The organism is Nocardia gipuzkoensis, from assembly GCF_021183645.1.
Classification (GTDB): Bacteria; Actinomycetota; Actinomycetes; order Mycobacteriales; family Mycobacteriaceae; genus Nocardia; species Nocardia abscessus.
This window is the reverse complement of record NZ_CP089225.1, coordinates 2,250,623-2,265,764: the sequence shown is the minus strand read 5'-3', so window position 1 is coordinate 2,265,764 and position 15,142 is coordinate 2,250,623. Positions and strand designations below refer to the sequence as shown.

17 protein-coding genes and 1 tRNA gene are annotated in these 15,142 nt (G+C 67.0%); 9 read left to right on the top strand and 9 right to left on the bottom strand.

The window, feature by feature from the left end:
• Positions 1 to 2: 2 nt before the first annotated feature.
• From LTT66_RS10405 to LTT66_RS10395, 3 genes are all read left to right on the top strand, one after another.
• Complete coding sequence (locus LTT66_RS10405; RefSeq protein WP_233066287.1) at positions 3 to 518, top strand: NADPH-dependent FMN reductase; 516 nt, start codon at positions 3 to 5, stop codon at positions 516 to 518.
• Positions 511 to 1,026, top strand: coding sequence for a flavin reductase family protein (locus tag LTT66_RS10400; RefSeq protein WP_233066285.1), 516 nt, complete (start codon positions 511 to 513; stop codon positions 1,024 to 1,026). Before LTT66_RS10405 ends, LTT66_RS10400 begins: the two co-directional genes overlap by 8 nt.
• Before the next feature lie 398 nt (positions 1,027 to 1,424).
• Positions 1,425 to 2,534, top strand: coding sequence for a methyltransferase (locus tag LTT66_RS10395; protein WP_233066283.1), 1,110 nt, complete (start codon positions 1,425 to 1,427; stop codon positions 2,532 to 2,534).
• Positions 2,535 to 2,645: 111 nt separating this feature from the next.
• Here the strand turns inward: LTT66_RS10395 and LTT66_RS10390 are convergent.
• The 4 genes from LTT66_RS10390 to LTT66_RS10375 all read right to left on the bottom strand — a co-directional run bounded on the left by LTT66_RS10390 (position 2,646) and on the right by LTT66_RS10375 (position 4,141).
• Positions 2,646 to 2,719 (bottom strand) — tRNA-Gly (locus tag LTT66_RS10390).
• 102 nt (positions 2,720 to 2,821) lie between these two features.
• A complete protein-coding gene (locus LTT66_RS10385) occupies positions 2,822 to 3,049 on the bottom strand; it encodes a DUF397 domain-containing protein (RefSeq protein ID WP_233066281.1) in 228 nt (75 codons plus the stop codon).
• Positions 3,049 to 3,189: a DUF397 domain-containing protein gene (locus LTT66_RS10380; protein ID WP_408638835.1), complete on the bottom strand. Its 141-nt coding sequence runs from the start codon at positions 3,187 to 3,189 to the stop codon at positions 3,049 to 3,051. Before LTT66_RS10380 ends, LTT66_RS10385 begins: the two co-directional genes overlap by 1 nt.
• 55 nt (positions 3,190 to 3,244) lie before the next feature.
• Entirely contained in the window at positions 3,245 to 4,141 is an 897-nt protein-coding gene (locus LTT66_RS10375; protein ID WP_233066277.1) for a helix-turn-helix domain-containing protein, read from the bottom strand.
• A gap of 983 nt (positions 4,142 to 5,124) precedes the next feature.
• On the opposite strand from LTT66_RS10375, the gene LTT66_RS10370 reads away from it, so the two are divergent.
• Both LTT66_RS10370 and LTT66_RS10365 read left to right on the top strand, forming a co-directional pair.
• Entirely contained in the window at positions 5,125 to 5,439 is a 315-nt protein-coding gene (locus LTT66_RS10370) for a hypothetical protein (protein WP_233066275.1), read from the top strand.
• A 145-nt stretch (positions 5,440 to 5,584) separates the two neighbouring features.
• Positions 5,585 to 6,115 (top strand): hypothetical protein, encoded by a 531-nt coding sequence (locus tag LTT66_RS10365; RefSeq protein ID WP_233066273.1) that lies wholly within the window; start codon positions 5,585 to 5,587, stop codon positions 6,113 to 6,115.
• Positions 6,116 to 6,243: 128 nt separating this feature from the next.
• Here the strand turns inward: LTT66_RS10365 and LTT66_RS10360 are convergent, their stop codons facing one another.
• From LTT66_RS10360 to LTT66_RS10350, 3 genes are all read right to left on the bottom strand, one after another.
• Complete coding sequence (locus tag LTT66_RS10360) at positions 6,244 to 7,239, bottom strand: aldo/keto reductase (RefSeq protein WP_233066271.1); 996 nt, start codon at positions 7,237 to 7,239, stop codon at positions 6,244 to 6,246.
• 268 nt (positions 7,240 to 7,507) lie between these two features.
• Positions 7,508 to 8,260, bottom strand: a complete 753-nt coding sequence (locus LTT66_RS10355; protein WP_233066269.1) for a phosphatase PAP2 family protein — start codon at positions 8,258 to 8,260, stop codon at positions 7,508 to 7,510.
• 246 nt (positions 8,261 to 8,506) lie between these two features.
• Positions 8,507 to 9,280 (bottom strand): SDR family NAD(P)-dependent oxidoreductase, encoded by a 774-nt coding sequence (locus tag LTT66_RS10350; protein WP_233066268.1) that lies wholly within the window; start codon positions 9,278 to 9,280, stop codon positions 8,507 to 8,509.
• A 112-nt stretch (positions 9,281 to 9,392) separates the two neighbouring features.
• On the opposite strand from LTT66_RS10350, the gene dcd reads away from it, so the two are divergent.
• Entirely contained in the window at positions 9,393 to 9,998 is a 606-nt protein-coding gene (gene dcd, locus LTT66_RS10345) for a dCTP deaminase (RefSeq protein WP_233066265.1), read from the top strand.
• Between the two features lie 75 nt (positions 9,999 to 10,073).
• On the opposite strand, the gene LTT66_RS10340 is transcribed toward dcd, so the two are convergent.
• Positions 10,074 to 10,523: a hypothetical protein gene (locus tag LTT66_RS10340; protein WP_181723011.1), complete on the bottom strand. Its 450-nt coding sequence runs from the start codon at positions 10,521 to 10,523 to the stop codon at positions 10,074 to 10,076.
• 191 nt (positions 10,524 to 10,714) lie between these two features.
• The gene (locus tag LTT66_RS10335; RefSeq protein WP_233066263.1) at positions 10,715 to 10,993 is read right to left on the bottom strand and encodes a hypothetical protein; all 279 of its coding nucleotides are present in this window, start codon (positions 10,991 to 10,993) and stop codon (positions 10,715 to 10,717) included.
• Between the two features lie 90 nt (positions 10,994 to 11,083).
• Here LTT66_RS10335 and LTT66_RS10330 point away from each other — a divergent pair, with 90 nt between their 5' ends.
• The 3 genes from LTT66_RS10330 to LTT66_RS10320 all read left to right on the top strand — a co-directional run bounded on the left by LTT66_RS10330 (position 11,084) and on the right by LTT66_RS10320 (position 15,121).
• Positions 11,084 to 12,094, top strand: coding sequence for a tetratricopeptide repeat protein (locus LTT66_RS10330; protein WP_233066261.1), 1,011 nt, complete (start codon positions 11,084 to 11,086; stop codon positions 12,092 to 12,094).
• Positions 12,095 to 12,194: 100 nt separating this feature from the next.
• The gene (locus LTT66_RS10325) at positions 12,195 to 13,448 is read left to right on the top strand and encodes a pyridoxal phosphate-dependent aminotransferase (RefSeq protein ID WP_181723009.1); all 1,254 of its coding nucleotides are present in this window, start codon (positions 12,195 to 12,197) and stop codon (positions 13,446 to 13,448) included.
• 395 nt (positions 13,449 to 13,843) lie between these two features.
• On the top strand, positions 13,844 to 15,121 hold the full coding sequence (locus LTT66_RS10320; protein ID WP_233066259.1) for a YibE/F family protein: 1,278 nt from the start codon (positions 13,844 to 13,846) through the stop codon (positions 15,119 to 15,121).
• The last annotated feature ends 21 nt before the right edge of the window (positions 15,122 to 15,142 follow it).

Sequence of the window (15,142 nt, the reverse complement as noted above, 5' to 3'; positions counted from 1 at the left end):
AAATGACGGTCACTGTCGTCGTCGGGAATCCGAAACCGGCCTCGCGTACCTTGACCGCGGCCACGCTGGTCGCGCGGGGTCTGCGGCCGGAGGTGGAGCCCACCGTGATCGACTTGGTCGAGTTCGGTCCGGGGCTGCTCAGCTGGGGTGATCCGGCGGTGGCAGAGGCGGTGCGCACCGTGGCCGGGTCGGAGCTCGTGGTCTTCGCCAGTCCCACCTTCAAGGCGACCTACACCGGTTTGCTGAAGCTGTTCCTCGAACAGTTCGAAGGCGGGACGGGGCTCGAGGGCGTGCTCGCGGTGCCGGTGATGCTCGGCGCCGGACCGGCCCACGCACTGGCGCCCGACCTGTTGCTGAAGCCCGTGCTCGTCGAAATCGGGGCCACCGCCGCGCTGCCCGGGCTCTACCTGTCCGATCGCACATTCGCCGAGGACGGCGTCATCGACCGGTACAGTGGTCGGTGGCGTTCGGTCGCCCAGGCACTGGCCCACAGCTCGAAAGCTGCGAATCATGCATGACCTGTTCGAATTTCCCGCCGACGGAGCCGGTCTGCGTCGCGCGTTTGCGAATTTCCCCAGCGGTGTCGTCGCGGTGTGCGCCGAAATCGACGGAACCCCGCACGGTCTGGCGGTGAGCACGTTCGTTCCCGTCTCGCTCGACCCGCCCCTGGTCTCGTTCTGCGTGCAGAACTCCTCGGCCACCTGGCCGAAGCTCGCCGCCGCGAGCCACCTCGGCCTGAGCCTGCTCGGCACCGACCAGCAGGCCGCCGCCCGCACCCTCGGCACCCGCGACGGCGACCGTTTCCGCGATATCCAGCTGCACCGCGGCTCGGGCGACGCCGTGTTCATCGACGGCGCGTCCGCCTGGATCGAGGGCGTCCAGGAAGCCCATGTCCCCGCGGGCGACCACGCCGTCGTCATCCTGCGCATCCACCGCATCGCCACTCGCGCCGATGTCGACCCGCTGGTCTTCCACGGCAGCAAGTTCCGTCGGTTGCGCGCCGAACCGGCCAACGGGGCGGCCTGAGATAACGGACGCGCTCATCCGCGTATGGCGAACCTGCGGAGAGCGGTCTGCGTTCTAGCGCACGCTCGATCGACTCCAACGAGTGCGCGGGATCTGTGATCCGGGCGAGGAACCAACCCGCGACCCGGCGGTTTCGACCCGCGATTTACACGGCCGTGCAGTGGCGTCGCCCTGGACCGGAATTCGGCGTCGATCAGGGTTGTGGGAGACTCGGAGGGTCTCTTACGGAAAGGTCCGGTCATGACGCTCGGCATGGTCCTCGGTGACTTCCCGCGCACTTCGACGCGGGCGTAGGCAGACAACTCGACTGACCCCTGTGCGATAACCGCACAGTTTTTCGCGATTCCGCGGCGAAGTGCTCGTCGTGCCCATGCACGTTCGATCACGAGGAGTACGCGGTGTCCACCGTTTCCTGGACCGAAGACCACACATTCCGAACCGCCCGCTGGCATTCCGAAAACGGCGCGTCGGCGCCTGATTCGATCGTGGTGGTGAACGACGCGACGACCGCCGACGCGGCTTGCCGGTTGGCGCGCGCAGGGACCGGCCTGCTGTGGCGCGGTGACTTCCACAATGCGCGGCAACTATTGCGTGCGATGGGGCGTCGGGTAGAGCGGCAGGGTCCGCTGGACGACGACCCGGCCGAAGCGTTCCGGCGCTATCGGGCGTCGCGTCGTCGTCGGGCGCAAGTGCTCGGCAAGCTGCTCGTCCTGCTCGAGGACGACCACTCGCTGGCGTTGCGTCGCGCTCCTGACGTGCGGCGCGCGTGCACCGAGGCGTTTGGCGAGCCGCAGGGGAGCACGATGATCCCGCTAACCGGCCTGCTCGGTGTGCTAGGTGCGGCGCAGTGGCGGGAGAAGGGCGTGTACGTGCCCGCCCTCGATGACCGCATTCATGCGCACTACGGCGTGTTCTCCCCGGTCCGCGGCGAGTACGTCGACCTCGTCGCCGCCGCGCCACTACCCGCACGGGCCGACATCGCCTTCGATCTCGGCACCGGCACCGGTGTGCTCGCCGCCATCCTGGCCCGCCGCGGATGCAGTCGAATCACCGCCACGGACAACAGCCTTCGCGCACTGACCTGCGCCCGCGCCAATCTCGATCGACTGGGCCTGTCGTCCGTCGACGTGCACGGCCCGGCTCTCTTCCCGGACGGCGAGGCCGACCTCATAGTCTGCAACCCACCCTGGCTCCCCGGCACGCCGACCTCGGCACTGGAAAGCGGCGTCTACGACGAGAACTCGTCCATGCTGCACGACTACCTCTCCGGCCTCCGCGCCCATCTGCGCCCAGGCGGCGAAGGCTGGCTGATCCTTTCCGACCTCCCCGAACACCTCGGCCTACGCACTCGCGACGAACTACTCACCCGCATCACCGCCGCCGACCTCCGCATAACCGCCCAACTCGAGACCCGCCCTACCCACCGCCGAGCGAACGATCCGGGTTCCCCCCTCGCCACCGCCCGCGCAGCGGAAACAACCTCCCTCTACCGCCTGGTACCCCGGTGAGCGGACATGCCGGAGAGGTCGCGATTCGCCTCGGCCATGTCGATGGGGCCGGGCGTATGGCCGGTAGCAGAAAGGCCCTGGATCGGCGGAATGCCGGTCCAGGGCCTTCGGTGGAGCCGATGACGGGAATCGAACCCGCGCTGTCTGCTTGGGAAGCAGAAGTTCTACCATTGAACTACATCGGCAGGGCGCAGATGCGCCAACCGAGACTGTAGCAGAAGCCGCGCGCGGGGTGGGAAATGTCCAGCTAGAAGCCGGTGACCTGCGTCGATTGTCCAACTGGGAGGCTAGGGCCGGTCGAACTCCCCGTGCGCGACGCCAGCCGCGAAGGCGTCCCACTCGCTGGGTGTGAACACCAGCGCCGGGCCAGTTGGGTCTTTGGAATCGCGGACGCCGATCTTGCCGCCTCGGAGGAATGCGACCTCGACGCAATCGCCGTGGCCTCCGCTGTGGCTGCTTTTGAACCAGGTGGCGTCCGTTGCGTCAGGAATCACCGTCGCACTCTCGTTGGTCACTACGACCGGTCGAACTCTCCGTGTACGAGGCCAGCAGTGAAGGCGTCCCACTCGCTTGGGGTGAACACTAGCGCCGGGCCGGAGGGGTTCTTGGAGTCGCGCATGCCGACGTGGCCCCCTCCGAGGAACGCGACCTCCACGCAATCCTTGGACGGTCCGCTGCGCCGACTCTTGAACCAGTGAGCGCCGGATAGGTCAACGTCCACGGGCGTACTCCTCTGCAATCTCGAGGAACAGATTGCGACTTTGCTCTCTGCTCAATGCCGAGCGTTCAATGTCGCTGAACGCCTTGCGATACTGTGCGACCTCTTCGCCTTTCTCCAGGTAGAGGTCCCCTGTGTAGCCCTCAACGTACACCACCGGCGGCTCGGTCAGATGGGTCGTTTTGTGCGGGGGAAACTCGAGGATTGTGAACGCACCGACGAAGAGGCCCGGATGCGTTCGGGCATCGATCGGAACAATGCGTAGCGAGACGTTGGGACGACTGCCGACCTCTGCTAGGTGATGCAGTTGGGGGGTCATCACTGCTGCACCGCCAATGGCATGCCTGAGTGCGGCCTCATTCACGATCACGTCCAAGTCGAGCGGGGCGATCGTCGAAGTGACGCGGTCCTGTCGCCTCGAAGCGAGTTCCAGCCGGAGGTTTACGTCCGCTGTGCTTATGTTCGGTCGCTCCACCCAAATGAGCGCCTGGCGGTACTCGATGGTCTGTAGCAGGCCGGGCAGAAGCGTGGGTTGGTATCCCACAAGACTCGAAGCGGCCTGTTCCAGCCTGACGAACAAGTCGAAGTCCTTCGGGATCGCATCACTGTAGGCATGCCACCAGCTCTTGTTCTGAGCTTCATCGCGCAGCGCCAGCAAGGCCGCCTTGGTCTTCTCGTCAGCCCCGTAGATCTTGCACAGGTGCTCGATGAACAGCCGGTTGATCTTTACGGGTTGCCCGGTCTCCATGCGCCAGAAGGTCTGCTGCGAGACGCCGATCTCGTTCCGCGCGGCCTCGGAACTGATACGTGCCTGGTCGCGGAGCGCTCGAAGCTGTCGAGCGAGCAGGCGGCGCGGGATGGTCGAGCCCGAACCTGCTTCAGCGGACATCGTTCATACTCCTAACTTTCACTATCGATTCTGGATTGGATTCTGCCTCCTAACTTGAAGTTGGTACATATACCTCCTGATATTCGTTCAGGAAGCTTCCAGAACGCATCGTTCGATGGTCTCCTAGACGCGTGTGGCCTGCGGGTATGGCGTTGCTAGCGCACATCCCGGCGTTCGGCGCACCCACCATCTTCGATGTGAGCAGAGGTCTACTGATGGACGAAGGAGCGTTCGGGGACACCCCACTGTCCCGTTGTCAGTACTACCGGCGGACCTGCGATCTACCCGTCGTCATCGATCCGCCCGAGTTGGGCCGGATCATCCTTCGCGCGGGCAGCGTGTGGGGAGTCACGATGCCGCCGCGGCTCGGTCAGGCGGTGAAGGCTCACTTGCAGAGTCGCGGGAACGGGGGCGGCCCGATAGTGGGGCACCCACGGTCCGGAAGGTGGACGTTCCTGATTCGCCCCGACATCGAGCTGGGCGATGTGAAGTTGTTCGCCGAGATGTTCCGTCTGGATGTCAACGTCGCACGGACCGGGGCGAGCATCGCGCTTCCATCGCCCACAGCGTCAGCTGGAGCGATCCGTCACTGGATAGTTCCTCCACGCAACCCATTTCGTCCCTCGGGGCAGGTAGTGATCGCTGCGGTGCGCGCCTGGGCTGATCAGGTACACGGCAGGCGGCGGCCCCGAGCGTCCATGCCCGATGACTATTCGACCGGGGGTGATCAGTGATGGCCACTGTCGCGGCCGTCGCCGCCGCCGTTTGGACAATGGCGTGCTACTTCGGCGGGACGAGGCTGCTGGTTCGCCCGATCACCCGGGAAACCTCGGATTCCTGCTGCATACGGTGCCTGCGTCCGTATGCATCCAGAGCGGCCGTCGCCGAGCATGCGCAGGGAGCCGTGGGCGCACCCGCTCGGCCGAGGGCGGGCGGCGAGCATCCCCGCACTTCGCATCCGTCGACCGCGATGGCGGGCTGACATGGAGCATTCCGGGTGGTCCCGGATTCGCGGTGTCGATGCCACCGACGGTTGGCGGCTGCGCGGCCCCGCAATGGACCACTGGTTGACCAAGCCATTCGACGGCGGACGTGCCGTCATCCGGGTCATCCACGCCGATGGCACGTTGCGGGTCACGCTGGGCGACGACACAGGTCGGCTGATCCGCTCGTATTCCGAGACAACCGACGACATCGGGCGCGCGAAAGAGATCGCGGAGGCCGGAATCCGGCATCGCGGCGACTCCTCGGCTATCTGCGCGTCTACCCCTTCGAAGACCTCGTGCGACGTAATTTGAGTTCATGGATGACGAGACCGCTGCGCCGAAGAGGCTTCAAAAGTCCGCCGGACCTGCGGCGGCGGCCTCCTCGTTCGACTTGGCGGAACTTCAGCGCAGTCTGCGGGTCGCGACGCGGAACGGGCGATACGCGCTGGTCACCGCAGTGGCCGCGGCGGTGATTTCGGCTGGGGTATCGGCGTGGGCGTCTACCCATGTGAGCAGCACGGAGATGAACCGGCAGGAACGCCACGCGGCGGCGCAGGCCGTGCGGAAGGATCGCCACGAAGCATATGTCGCTTCTGTTATGGACGTCGCCGCCCAACTGGGTCGGATTCGTGCTGCGTTGCTGGCCCGCCCGCCCAACCACACCACCATAGCCTCGGAGTTGAACAAGCTCGAAGAACCACTGCGAGCGCATATGCGCGCCGAAGCTGCCGTTCGGATCGTGGGCAGTGAGATGGGCCCCACCCTCGCCCGCCGGGACCGCGAGCTGAGCGCACTGATGTCCGAACCCGCCGACACTTCCTTGATGGTCGTCAAGAACCACCTCGATCAACGGCCGGGCGGGCTCACAGACGACGACGAATGGCGACGGGTCGCGGCTGTGGGCCTCGCGGCTATCGAGAAGTACGTGAACGAGACCAGCATCAACGAGATCGCTGAGCAGGCGCGAGCCGACCTGGGTTCCGGATGATCCCGCAGCGAGTAAGGACGCCGGGGAAGCCCGAACCGGATGCCGGGGTGAGGCGCGCGGACAGCCGAGCGGTGTTCTGCGATTCCTACGTCGGCTGCCCGCCCTCGGCGGATCGGGGTGTCCGTCGGTCAGGGGGCGATCCCGCTGAGCCGGTTGTGGGTGTCGACACGCCGCACCGTGTCGCCGTAGACCTGGGGTGACCGGTCGCATTCGGAGATGAAGTCGCCGGGGAAACCGAGGTCGAAGGGAACTGCCGCCTCGAGGACGTCCGCCACCTCGTCGGACAACGTGAGGTCGACGGCGCCGAGATTCTGCTCGAGCTGGGCCGCGGTGCTGACGCCGACGAGCGGCAGGACGGTGGGTGACCGATGCCGGGTCCAGGCGAGCGCCACATGGGCCGACGGCACCCCGAGTTCGGCTGCGACGGTGTCGACCGCGGCGGCCGCGGCGCGTTCCCGATCGGTGAATCGGGCGGGGTCGGCGCGTCGTCCCGTCGCCCCGGAGAGGACCCCGCGCGCCAGCGGCGCCCACGTGGTGACGCTCATCCCGAACGCTTCGGCCATCGGTAGCAGTTCGCGTTCGACATCGCGTTGCAGCAGGTTGTAGGGCACCTGCAAACCGGCGAACGGTGTCTGGTTCCGGCAATGGGCAAGTGTGTTGGCGTGGGCCACAACCCATGCGGGGGCATCGGAGATGCCGATGTAGAGCACCTTGCCCGTGCGTACGACCTCATCGAGCGCGCGTACCGTCTCCTCGATCGGAGTGTGCCGGTCCCATACGTGCACCCAGTACACGTCGATGTAGTCGGTGCGCAGCCGTCGCAGACTCTGTTCGAGCGATCGGATCAGGTTCTTGCGGTGGTTGCCCGAGGCATTCGGGTCGCTCGCGTCGCGGGTGAGCGTGTACTTGGTGCCGATGACGAAGCGGTCACGGCGATCGAGCACTGTGCCGAGCATTTCCTCGCTCGCGCCGTAAGCCGAGGCGGTGTCGACGAAGTTGCCTCCGGCATCGAAGAAGACGTTCAGAATCCGCCGGTATTCATCGACGTCGCTGATCGCCATGGTGCCGAGCACGAGTTCGGACACCCGCAGACCGGTTCGGCCGAACAGTCGGTATCGCATCATGCGAGCAGTCTGCATCGCATTCGGGGCCGTAGGCAGGCCGTGACAAGGCTGGTATCACGCCGGTGAGCTAAGTACAGATCGCCCGGGCCGGGGAAGTCCGCGCCTGGCAACTCGGCGCTCGTGCCCCGTTCAGCAGGCTCGCACCGGTGCTGGACGTAAGCCTTCGACCTCGGCGGGCAGCCGGACGTTGTCGGGTACCCGGATCCGGTCCGTCTGCCTGTGAGTCGGCCACCCCGTCGTGTGCGAACGACCGGGTCGATTCCGCGAACTACGCCCGCCGGTACTCGGAAGGCGTTCCGGCGTCACCAGGCATGGACGCGTCCGGTGTCGTGTCCTGACTGCTTCCGTCGGTGGAATCTCGCCGACGGTGACCGCCCACCGGCCCACCGGCGGGCACGAAATAGCGATACACGCTCAGGCAGAGGATGAGCCACAGCGCGCCGAAGCACCAGGCGCCGAGGACGTCGGTGGTCCAGTGGACGCCGAGGTAGACGCGCGACAGGCCGACCGCGACGACGAATCCCGCGGCGGCGATCGTGGCCCAGGCGCGCAGCAGGGGACCGTGCATGCTGGGGAGCGCGACCACCAAGACGATGCCGACCACGACGAACGAGCCCATGCCGTGTCCGGAGGGATAGGCCTGGTTGGACACGCTGATCAGGTGGTCCTCGACGGGCGGGCGGTCGCGGTCGGTCAGCCGCTTGCCGCCGCGGACCAGTAGTCCGCCGCCGAGCCCGGTGATCGCGACGAGCGTCGCCGAGGTCCAGCGCCTTCGCCAGGACAGCACGAGGCAGGCCGCGGTGGCCAGGGCCGTCATGGCGAGCGTGCCGCCCAGCACGCTGACCACCACGGCGATCGGTGTCAGCGCATCGTTGCGCTGTGCGATGGCCCAATCGGCAATGCCGCGATCGATCCTGCCGGGACCGCCGTCACCGACCACGCCTGCCGTGAGGGCTGCGGCGCACACCACCAGCAACGCGGTGAGCACCCCGACGATGTTCCGGATGCGTAGGGAGGTCACCACTCCACGTTCCCATGTCGGAGGCCACGAGTGGACCCCAGTTGCTTCCCACCTCCGCGAGGTGCCCCGGCACCGAACCGGCCGCAGCGATCCGCTGGCGAGATGCCGCGCATGGTGGGGGCGATGCCCCGCATGGTGGGGCGACAGCACGGCGGGACAGAGGACGACGCGGCGGTCGGGATGACACTTCGTTCGTGGCGGACATCGCGGGCCGTCCGCGCGCGTACGGTGACCAGCGCGGAGACGTCAGAACTTGCTGTAGCCGCCGTCGATCAGAAGGGTGTCGCCGGTGTGGTAGGCGCTGGCAGGGCTGGCGAGGTAGACGGCGACGGATTCGAAATCGCTCGGCAGGCCCCAGCGGCGAACCGGGATCCTCGGGTGGACGCGTTCGCGGAAACGGTCCCAGGCGAAGGTCCCCTCGGTCATCGGCGTCTCGACCCAGCCGGGCAGCACCGAGTTCGCGCGGATGCCGTGCTCGGCCAGCTCCACCGCGATCGAGTTGACCATGGCGATCAGCCCCGCCTTGCTGGCCGCGTAGGACTGCCCGCGCGGAACGCCCTGGTGGGCGGCGAGGCTCGCGGTGGCGACCAGACTGCCGCCGTCGCCCTGCGCGAGCATTACCTTCGCCGCTTCGCGCAGCGTCACGAACGCGGCGTCGAGGTTCAGGGAGGTGACCCGGCGGAATTCCGCGAGATCCGTCTCCACGAACGGGATGAAACCTTGACTGACACCGGCGTTCACGAAGCAGGAGTCGATGCGGCCGAGTTCGGCGGTCGCGCGGCCGAAGGTGTCGATCACCTGCTGTTCTTCGCCCACGTCGCAGCTCAGCGCGAGCACGCGGCCGCCGGACGCGCTCAATTCGGCGGCGGCGGCCTGGTTGCGCTCGGCGTTACGGCCGACGATGCACAGATCGGCCCCGGCCCGCGCGAGCCCGCGGGCGAACCCGAGACCGATGCCGGAGTTGCCTCCGGTGACGACGGCGACGTGGCCGGTCAGGTCGAACAGCGAGCCCTCGGTCATGGTGCATCCCTTCGATCGCGGGCGCCGCCGCCCGAATGAATGCGATGATATCTCTCTCTATTTATCACTGTGCGCCTGCGGAGCCCCGCCGAGCAGGCGCTACGCTCGTCGCGTGCTGCTTTCCGATCGTGACATCCGTGCGGAGATCGCCGCTGGGCGTCTCGGCGTCGAGCCGCTGCTGGAGAACCTGATCCAGCCGTCGAGCATCGACGTGCGCCTGGACCGGATGTTCCGGGTGTTCAACAACACCCGCTATACCCACATCGATCCCGCGCAGCGGCAGGACGAACTCACCAGCCTGGTCGAGCCGACCGAGGGCGAGCCGTTCGTGCTGCACCCCGGCGAGTTCGTGCTCGGCTCCACCCTCGAGGTGTGCACGCTCCCGGACGACCTGGCCGGACGGTTGGAGGGCAAGTCCAGCCTGGGCCGACTGGGCCTGCTGACCCACTCGACCGCGGGTTTCATCGATCCCGGTTTCAGCGGGCACATCACGCTGGAACTGTCCAACGTGGCCAATCTGCCGATCACGTTGTGGCCCGGCATGAAGATCGGCCAGTTGTGCCTGCTCAGGCTGACCAGCCCGGCCGAGCATCCGTACGGCAGTGCCGTGGCGGGCTCGAAGTACCAGGGCCAGCGCGGGCCGACCCCCTCGCGGTCCTATCTGAACTTCCCGATTCCGGCCGCGGCGGTCGACGCCGCCGGATCACGCTCGAGCTGAACCGGGTCCGCCTCGTCGACTGTGGGGGTAGAGGCGGACCCGGCGGGCGGCAGCGGGAACTGATCGCGGAGGTGATCAGTCCCCGCCGCCCGCTCCCACCGCGAGCGCCGTAGTGAGGATGACGGACAGCGGTGGAAGCGTGTCACCGCGGTTCGGCGGGCTGACCCAGAAGCACCCTTCCCGGGTCCAGCGGCCGAGACCGGTCGGCAACATCACGGCGCTGCCGACGGCGGGCAGGCCGATATCCAGCCGATTGAGCACCTCGAGCACCTGTGGCCCCGGTCGGCTGTCGGGCTCGGCGAGGAAGCTCCATCGGATCTGCCTGGCCAACATGGGACCCCTCGTTCCCTGTTGTTCCAATGCGGCGCGGACCTTCTCGGCCCGCACGGTCGGCAGGTGGACGACGCAGACGCGTCCGGTGATCGGCAGCATGGCGAAACCGCCACGCTCGGTGACCGGCAGCCCGAACTCGTGCCGATAGAACGCCACCCAATCGTCCACGGTCCTGAGTTTCTCGACATTCACGGCGAACTCCTTGCCTTCCGATTCAATGGTCCAGGGCCGCCGCCGGATTCGGCATCGCCCGCCTACCCGCCTTGCGCTGCCCTTCCGCTGCCTTTGATAGAAAACGCATTTCACTTGTGGCCGCGCTCACAAACCGCTCGTACTCTGGAGTGGGTTCGTTCGGAAGGGATGGCACCGTGGTCAGGCATTGGTCAGGCAAAGAGGCCCGCGCCCTTCGCGATGCCAAGCGGATGAGCATCAGGGAATTCGCCGCCCATTTGGGCGTGCACGAACGCTTGGTCTCGAAGTGGGAAGCCGGGGGCGTCCGGGTCCATCCACGACCGATCAACCAAGCCGCTCTGGATACCTCGCTGGCCAGGTCCGATGATGTGGTGCGGGCACGGTTCGCGGCATTGATCGATCAGCCCGTGGTCGATCGAGCCGTCCCGCCGGAATTCGATGCGCGCGCCGACGCCCCGGAGCGCGTTCATTATTCGAGCGACGCGGACCTTTTGGCTCTCATAGACGCCGGTGCGATGAGAGGTGTTGCGTTAGCAGCGATTTCGGAGAGGGATCTGATCATGGCGGCTGCCCACGAGGCCAGCGAGCACGCCGGCAAGGCCGAAAGCACCAATGTCGGTGCGAGCACGCTGGAACAGCTCGACGCGGATGTCACCCGCATCGCGAACGACTACGTGCATATCCCGCCGGTTCCGATGATGGTGGAGATGGTGCGGGTACGCCGCCGGGTGTACCGGCTGCTGGAAGGTCATCAGCGGCCCGTCGACACCAGTCATCTGTATCTCCTGGCGGGCACGCTCTCGGGCCTGCTCGCCAACGCCAGCACCGATCTCGGTCACTACGACGCGGCGGGCGAGCAGATCCGGGCGGCGTGGGCCTACGCGGAGTTGTGCGGGCACAACGGGCTTCGCGCCTGGACGCGCGGCATGCACGCGCTGATCGAGTACTGGTCGCAGCGCCCGCGCCGGGCGGTCCAGCTCGCCCAGAGCGGGCAGGAGTACGCCGAGTCCGCGACCGCGCACGTGCGACTGCTCAACATCGAGGCGCGGATCTGGTCGGCGCTGGGCAGCGCCGCGGACACCGACCGCTGCGTCCGGGCGGCCGACGACGCCCGCGAGATCGCCGCCACCGACGCCCTGCACGACGAGGTGGGCGGCGTCTTCGGGTTCAACACCGCCAAAGCCAACTACTACGCGGGCGCCACCTATATCCATCTCGGCCAGGCCGAACCCGCGCTCACCGCCACGCAGCGGGCCATCGAGCTGTATTCGAACGGACCGTCCGCCCAGCGCTCCTACGGAGCGGAAGCCCTGGCCAGGGTCGACTGCGCGGCCGCCCACCTGATCAACGGCAGCCTGGACGGCGCGGCCGAGGCGCTGCAACCGGTGCTCGGCCTCGACGAGGACAAGCGCATCGCGCAGCTCGAGGAGCGGCTCACCGGTGTGCGCAGGCGGATCGCGGCCCCGGCCTTCCGTGACGCGATCGAAGCCCGCCGGCTGGACGAGCGGATCGAGGAGTTCTGCGGCTCCACCGCGGCCAAGAGCATCCCGCCGGGCGGCTCGGCTGGTTGAGTGACGCGTCACATCCGGCGACGCCGCAGCCGCCGTAGTGGGCCCGAGCCTCGGTAGCGAGCTCGGACACGCGATTTATCCGGTTGCGACGGATGGCACCATGGGACGCGTGAGTCCTCATCATCCGCACCGTCCCCCGCGTGTTCTGGAGCAGTCCACGAAGCTGCAGAACGTCGTCTACGAGATCCGTGGACCGGTACACGCGCACGCGGCACGGCTGGAGGCCGAGGGCCACCGCATCCTCAAGCTCAATATCGGCAATCCCGCGCCGTTCGGGTTCGAGGCGCCGGACGTGATCATGCGCGACATCATCGCGGCGCTCCCGTACGCCCAGGGCTACTCCGAGTCCAAGGGCATCCTGTCGGCGCGGCGCGCGATCGTCACCCGCTACGAACTCGTTCCGGGCTTCCCCGAGCTCGACGTGGACGGCGTCTACCTCGGCAACGGCGTCTCCGAGCTGATCACCATCACCATGCAGGCCCTACTGGACAACGGCGACGAGGTGCTGATCCCGGCGCCGGACTATCCGCTGTGGACCGCCATGACCAGCCTGGCGGGCGGTACTCCCGTGCACTACCTGTGCGACGAGGCCAACGGCTGGCAGCCCGATATCGCCGACATCGAATCGAAGATCACCGACAAGACCAAAGCGCTGCTGGTGATCAATCCGAACAACCCCACCGGCGCGGTGTACTCGGCCGAAGTGCTCCAGCAACTCGCCGACCTCGCGCGCAAACATCAGCTGCTGCTGCTCGCCGACGAGATCTACGACAAGATCCTCTACGACGACGCCAAGCACATCTCGCTGGCCACCGTGGCGCCCGACCTGCTGTGCCTGACCTTCAACGGACTGTCCAAGGCCTACCGCGTCGCGGGCTACCGATCCGGCTGGCTGGCGATCACCGGCCCCAAGGAACACGCGGCCGGTTTCCTCGAGGGCATCGACCTGCTCGCTTCGTCGCGGCTGTGTCCGAATGTGCCCGCGCAGCACGCGATTCAGGTCGCCCTCGGCGGTCATCAGAGCATCGAGGATCTGATCCTGCCCGGCGGCAGATTGCTCGAACAGCGCGACGTCGCCTGGGAGCGGTTGAACATGATTCCCGGAGTGTCGTGTGTGAAGCCGAAGGGCGCGCTGTACGCGTTCCCGAAGCTGGATCCGAACGTGTACGAGATCCACGACGACTCGAAGCTGATCTTGGATCTGCTCCTGCAAGAGAAGATCTTGATGGTGCAGGGCACCGGCTTCAACTGGCCGGATCACGACCATCTCCGGATCGTCACCTTGCCCTGGGCGCGGGATCTCGCCGTTGCCATCGAGCGCTTCGGCAACTTCCTCGCCAGCTATCGCCAGTAGTGAGAAGTAGCCCGCGGGCCATATAATCGCCCCGCTTCCAGCCCGGAAACAAACCCGGCGTACGGATACCTGTCGGGTTTGGCGACTAACTAGCGCAAAAGAAGTACTTTTGTGTACAGTAGTCCTCGGCACTTTGAGTGCCCGGCCGGATTGCCTACCCCCCCTGGGCACATCCGGCCTTGGGTTAGGCCGCCTACCCCCCTGGGCCGCCTGCCCTGTGGGCGGCGGAGACATCCCCCTGCTCTCCGCCGCCCCCTCCAAATCCCGTTTCTTTGCGATCGAATCGCTCTGACCCGTGTACTCGCTGATGTGTTCGGTAGCCGCCGCGCGGGTCTTGAAAATGAAATCCTTTAGGCTCGCTCCGGGCGGAAACACATCTGACAGGTAGGAGCGCGGTGAGCGACCACCACCACCATCACCACGATCACTCGGGACCGATCGCGATCGGCGCCCCGGCGGCGCGCGTGGTCGTCGGGCTACTCACCGTGATCGGGGTCGCCGTCGTCATCGCGGCGATCGCGCTGTGGCCGAGCAAGCAGCACGTCGATATCCCGCTGCCGATGCAGAACGCGGGCGGCGGCGCGGTGCAGACCGAGGCGGGCACCGTCATCCTGCAGGACATCGGGCCGTGCGGCAGTCCGTCGCTGGGCAAAGTGTTCGTCGACAAGCCCGAACCGCCGCGCTCCAATGCCTACACCTGTCAGCGCAGCGTGATCGCGATCGAGTCCGGGCCGCACAAGGGCAACCGCACCCTGCTGGAAATCGCCCCCGGCCCAGGGCAACCAGACCTGCGCGCGGGTGACGAAGTGCGGCTGGTGCGCCAGACCGATCCCAGCGGAACGCCGATGTACTCGTTCGAGGACTACTCGCGCGGGCTGCCGCTCACACTGATCGTCGTGGTCTTCGTGGTGGTGATCATCGCGGTGGCGCGCTGGCGGGGCGTCCGCGCGCTGCTCGGCCTGGTGTTCGCCTTCGCGGTCCTGGTGCTGTTCCTGCTGCCCGCCCTGCTGGACGGCAAACCCGCGATCCCGGTCGCGTTGGTCGCGGGCTCCCTGATTCTGTACGCGGTGCTGTACCTGGCGCACGGGGTGAACCTGCGCACCAGTTCGGCGTTGCTCGGCACACTGACCTCGATGCTGCTCGCCGCCGTGCTGTCCTGGCTCACGATCGAGATGACGAGCCTCACCGGGCTCTCCGAGGAACAGAACACGAACGTCGCCACCTACATCGAGCACGTCAGCATCACCGGCCTGTTGCTGGCCGGGTTCATCATCGGTTCGCTCGGCGTGCTCAACGACGTCACGATCACCCAGGCGTCGGCCGCGTTCGAACTGGCCGCCCTCGACGAGTCGGCCTCGCGGCGCGAAGTCTTCGCCGCCGCCATGCGCGTGGGGCGCGACCACATCGCCAGCACCGTCTACACTCTGGTGCTCGCCTACGCCGGTGGGGCGCTGCCGCTGTTGCTGCTGTTCAGCGTGGCGGGGCGGTCCATCCGCGACGTGCTGACCGGCGACGCGGTGGCCATCGAGATCACGCGCTCGGCGGTCGGCGGCATCGCGCTGGCGCTCTCGGTGCCGTTGACCACCGGCATCGCGGTGCTGCTGGCGCGCCCGTTCAAGGTGAAGGAATCGAGTCCGCCGCCTGCGCGCCGCGCCCGGCACGCCAGGGTCTGAGCTCCGTCATGAGCTGGGAGA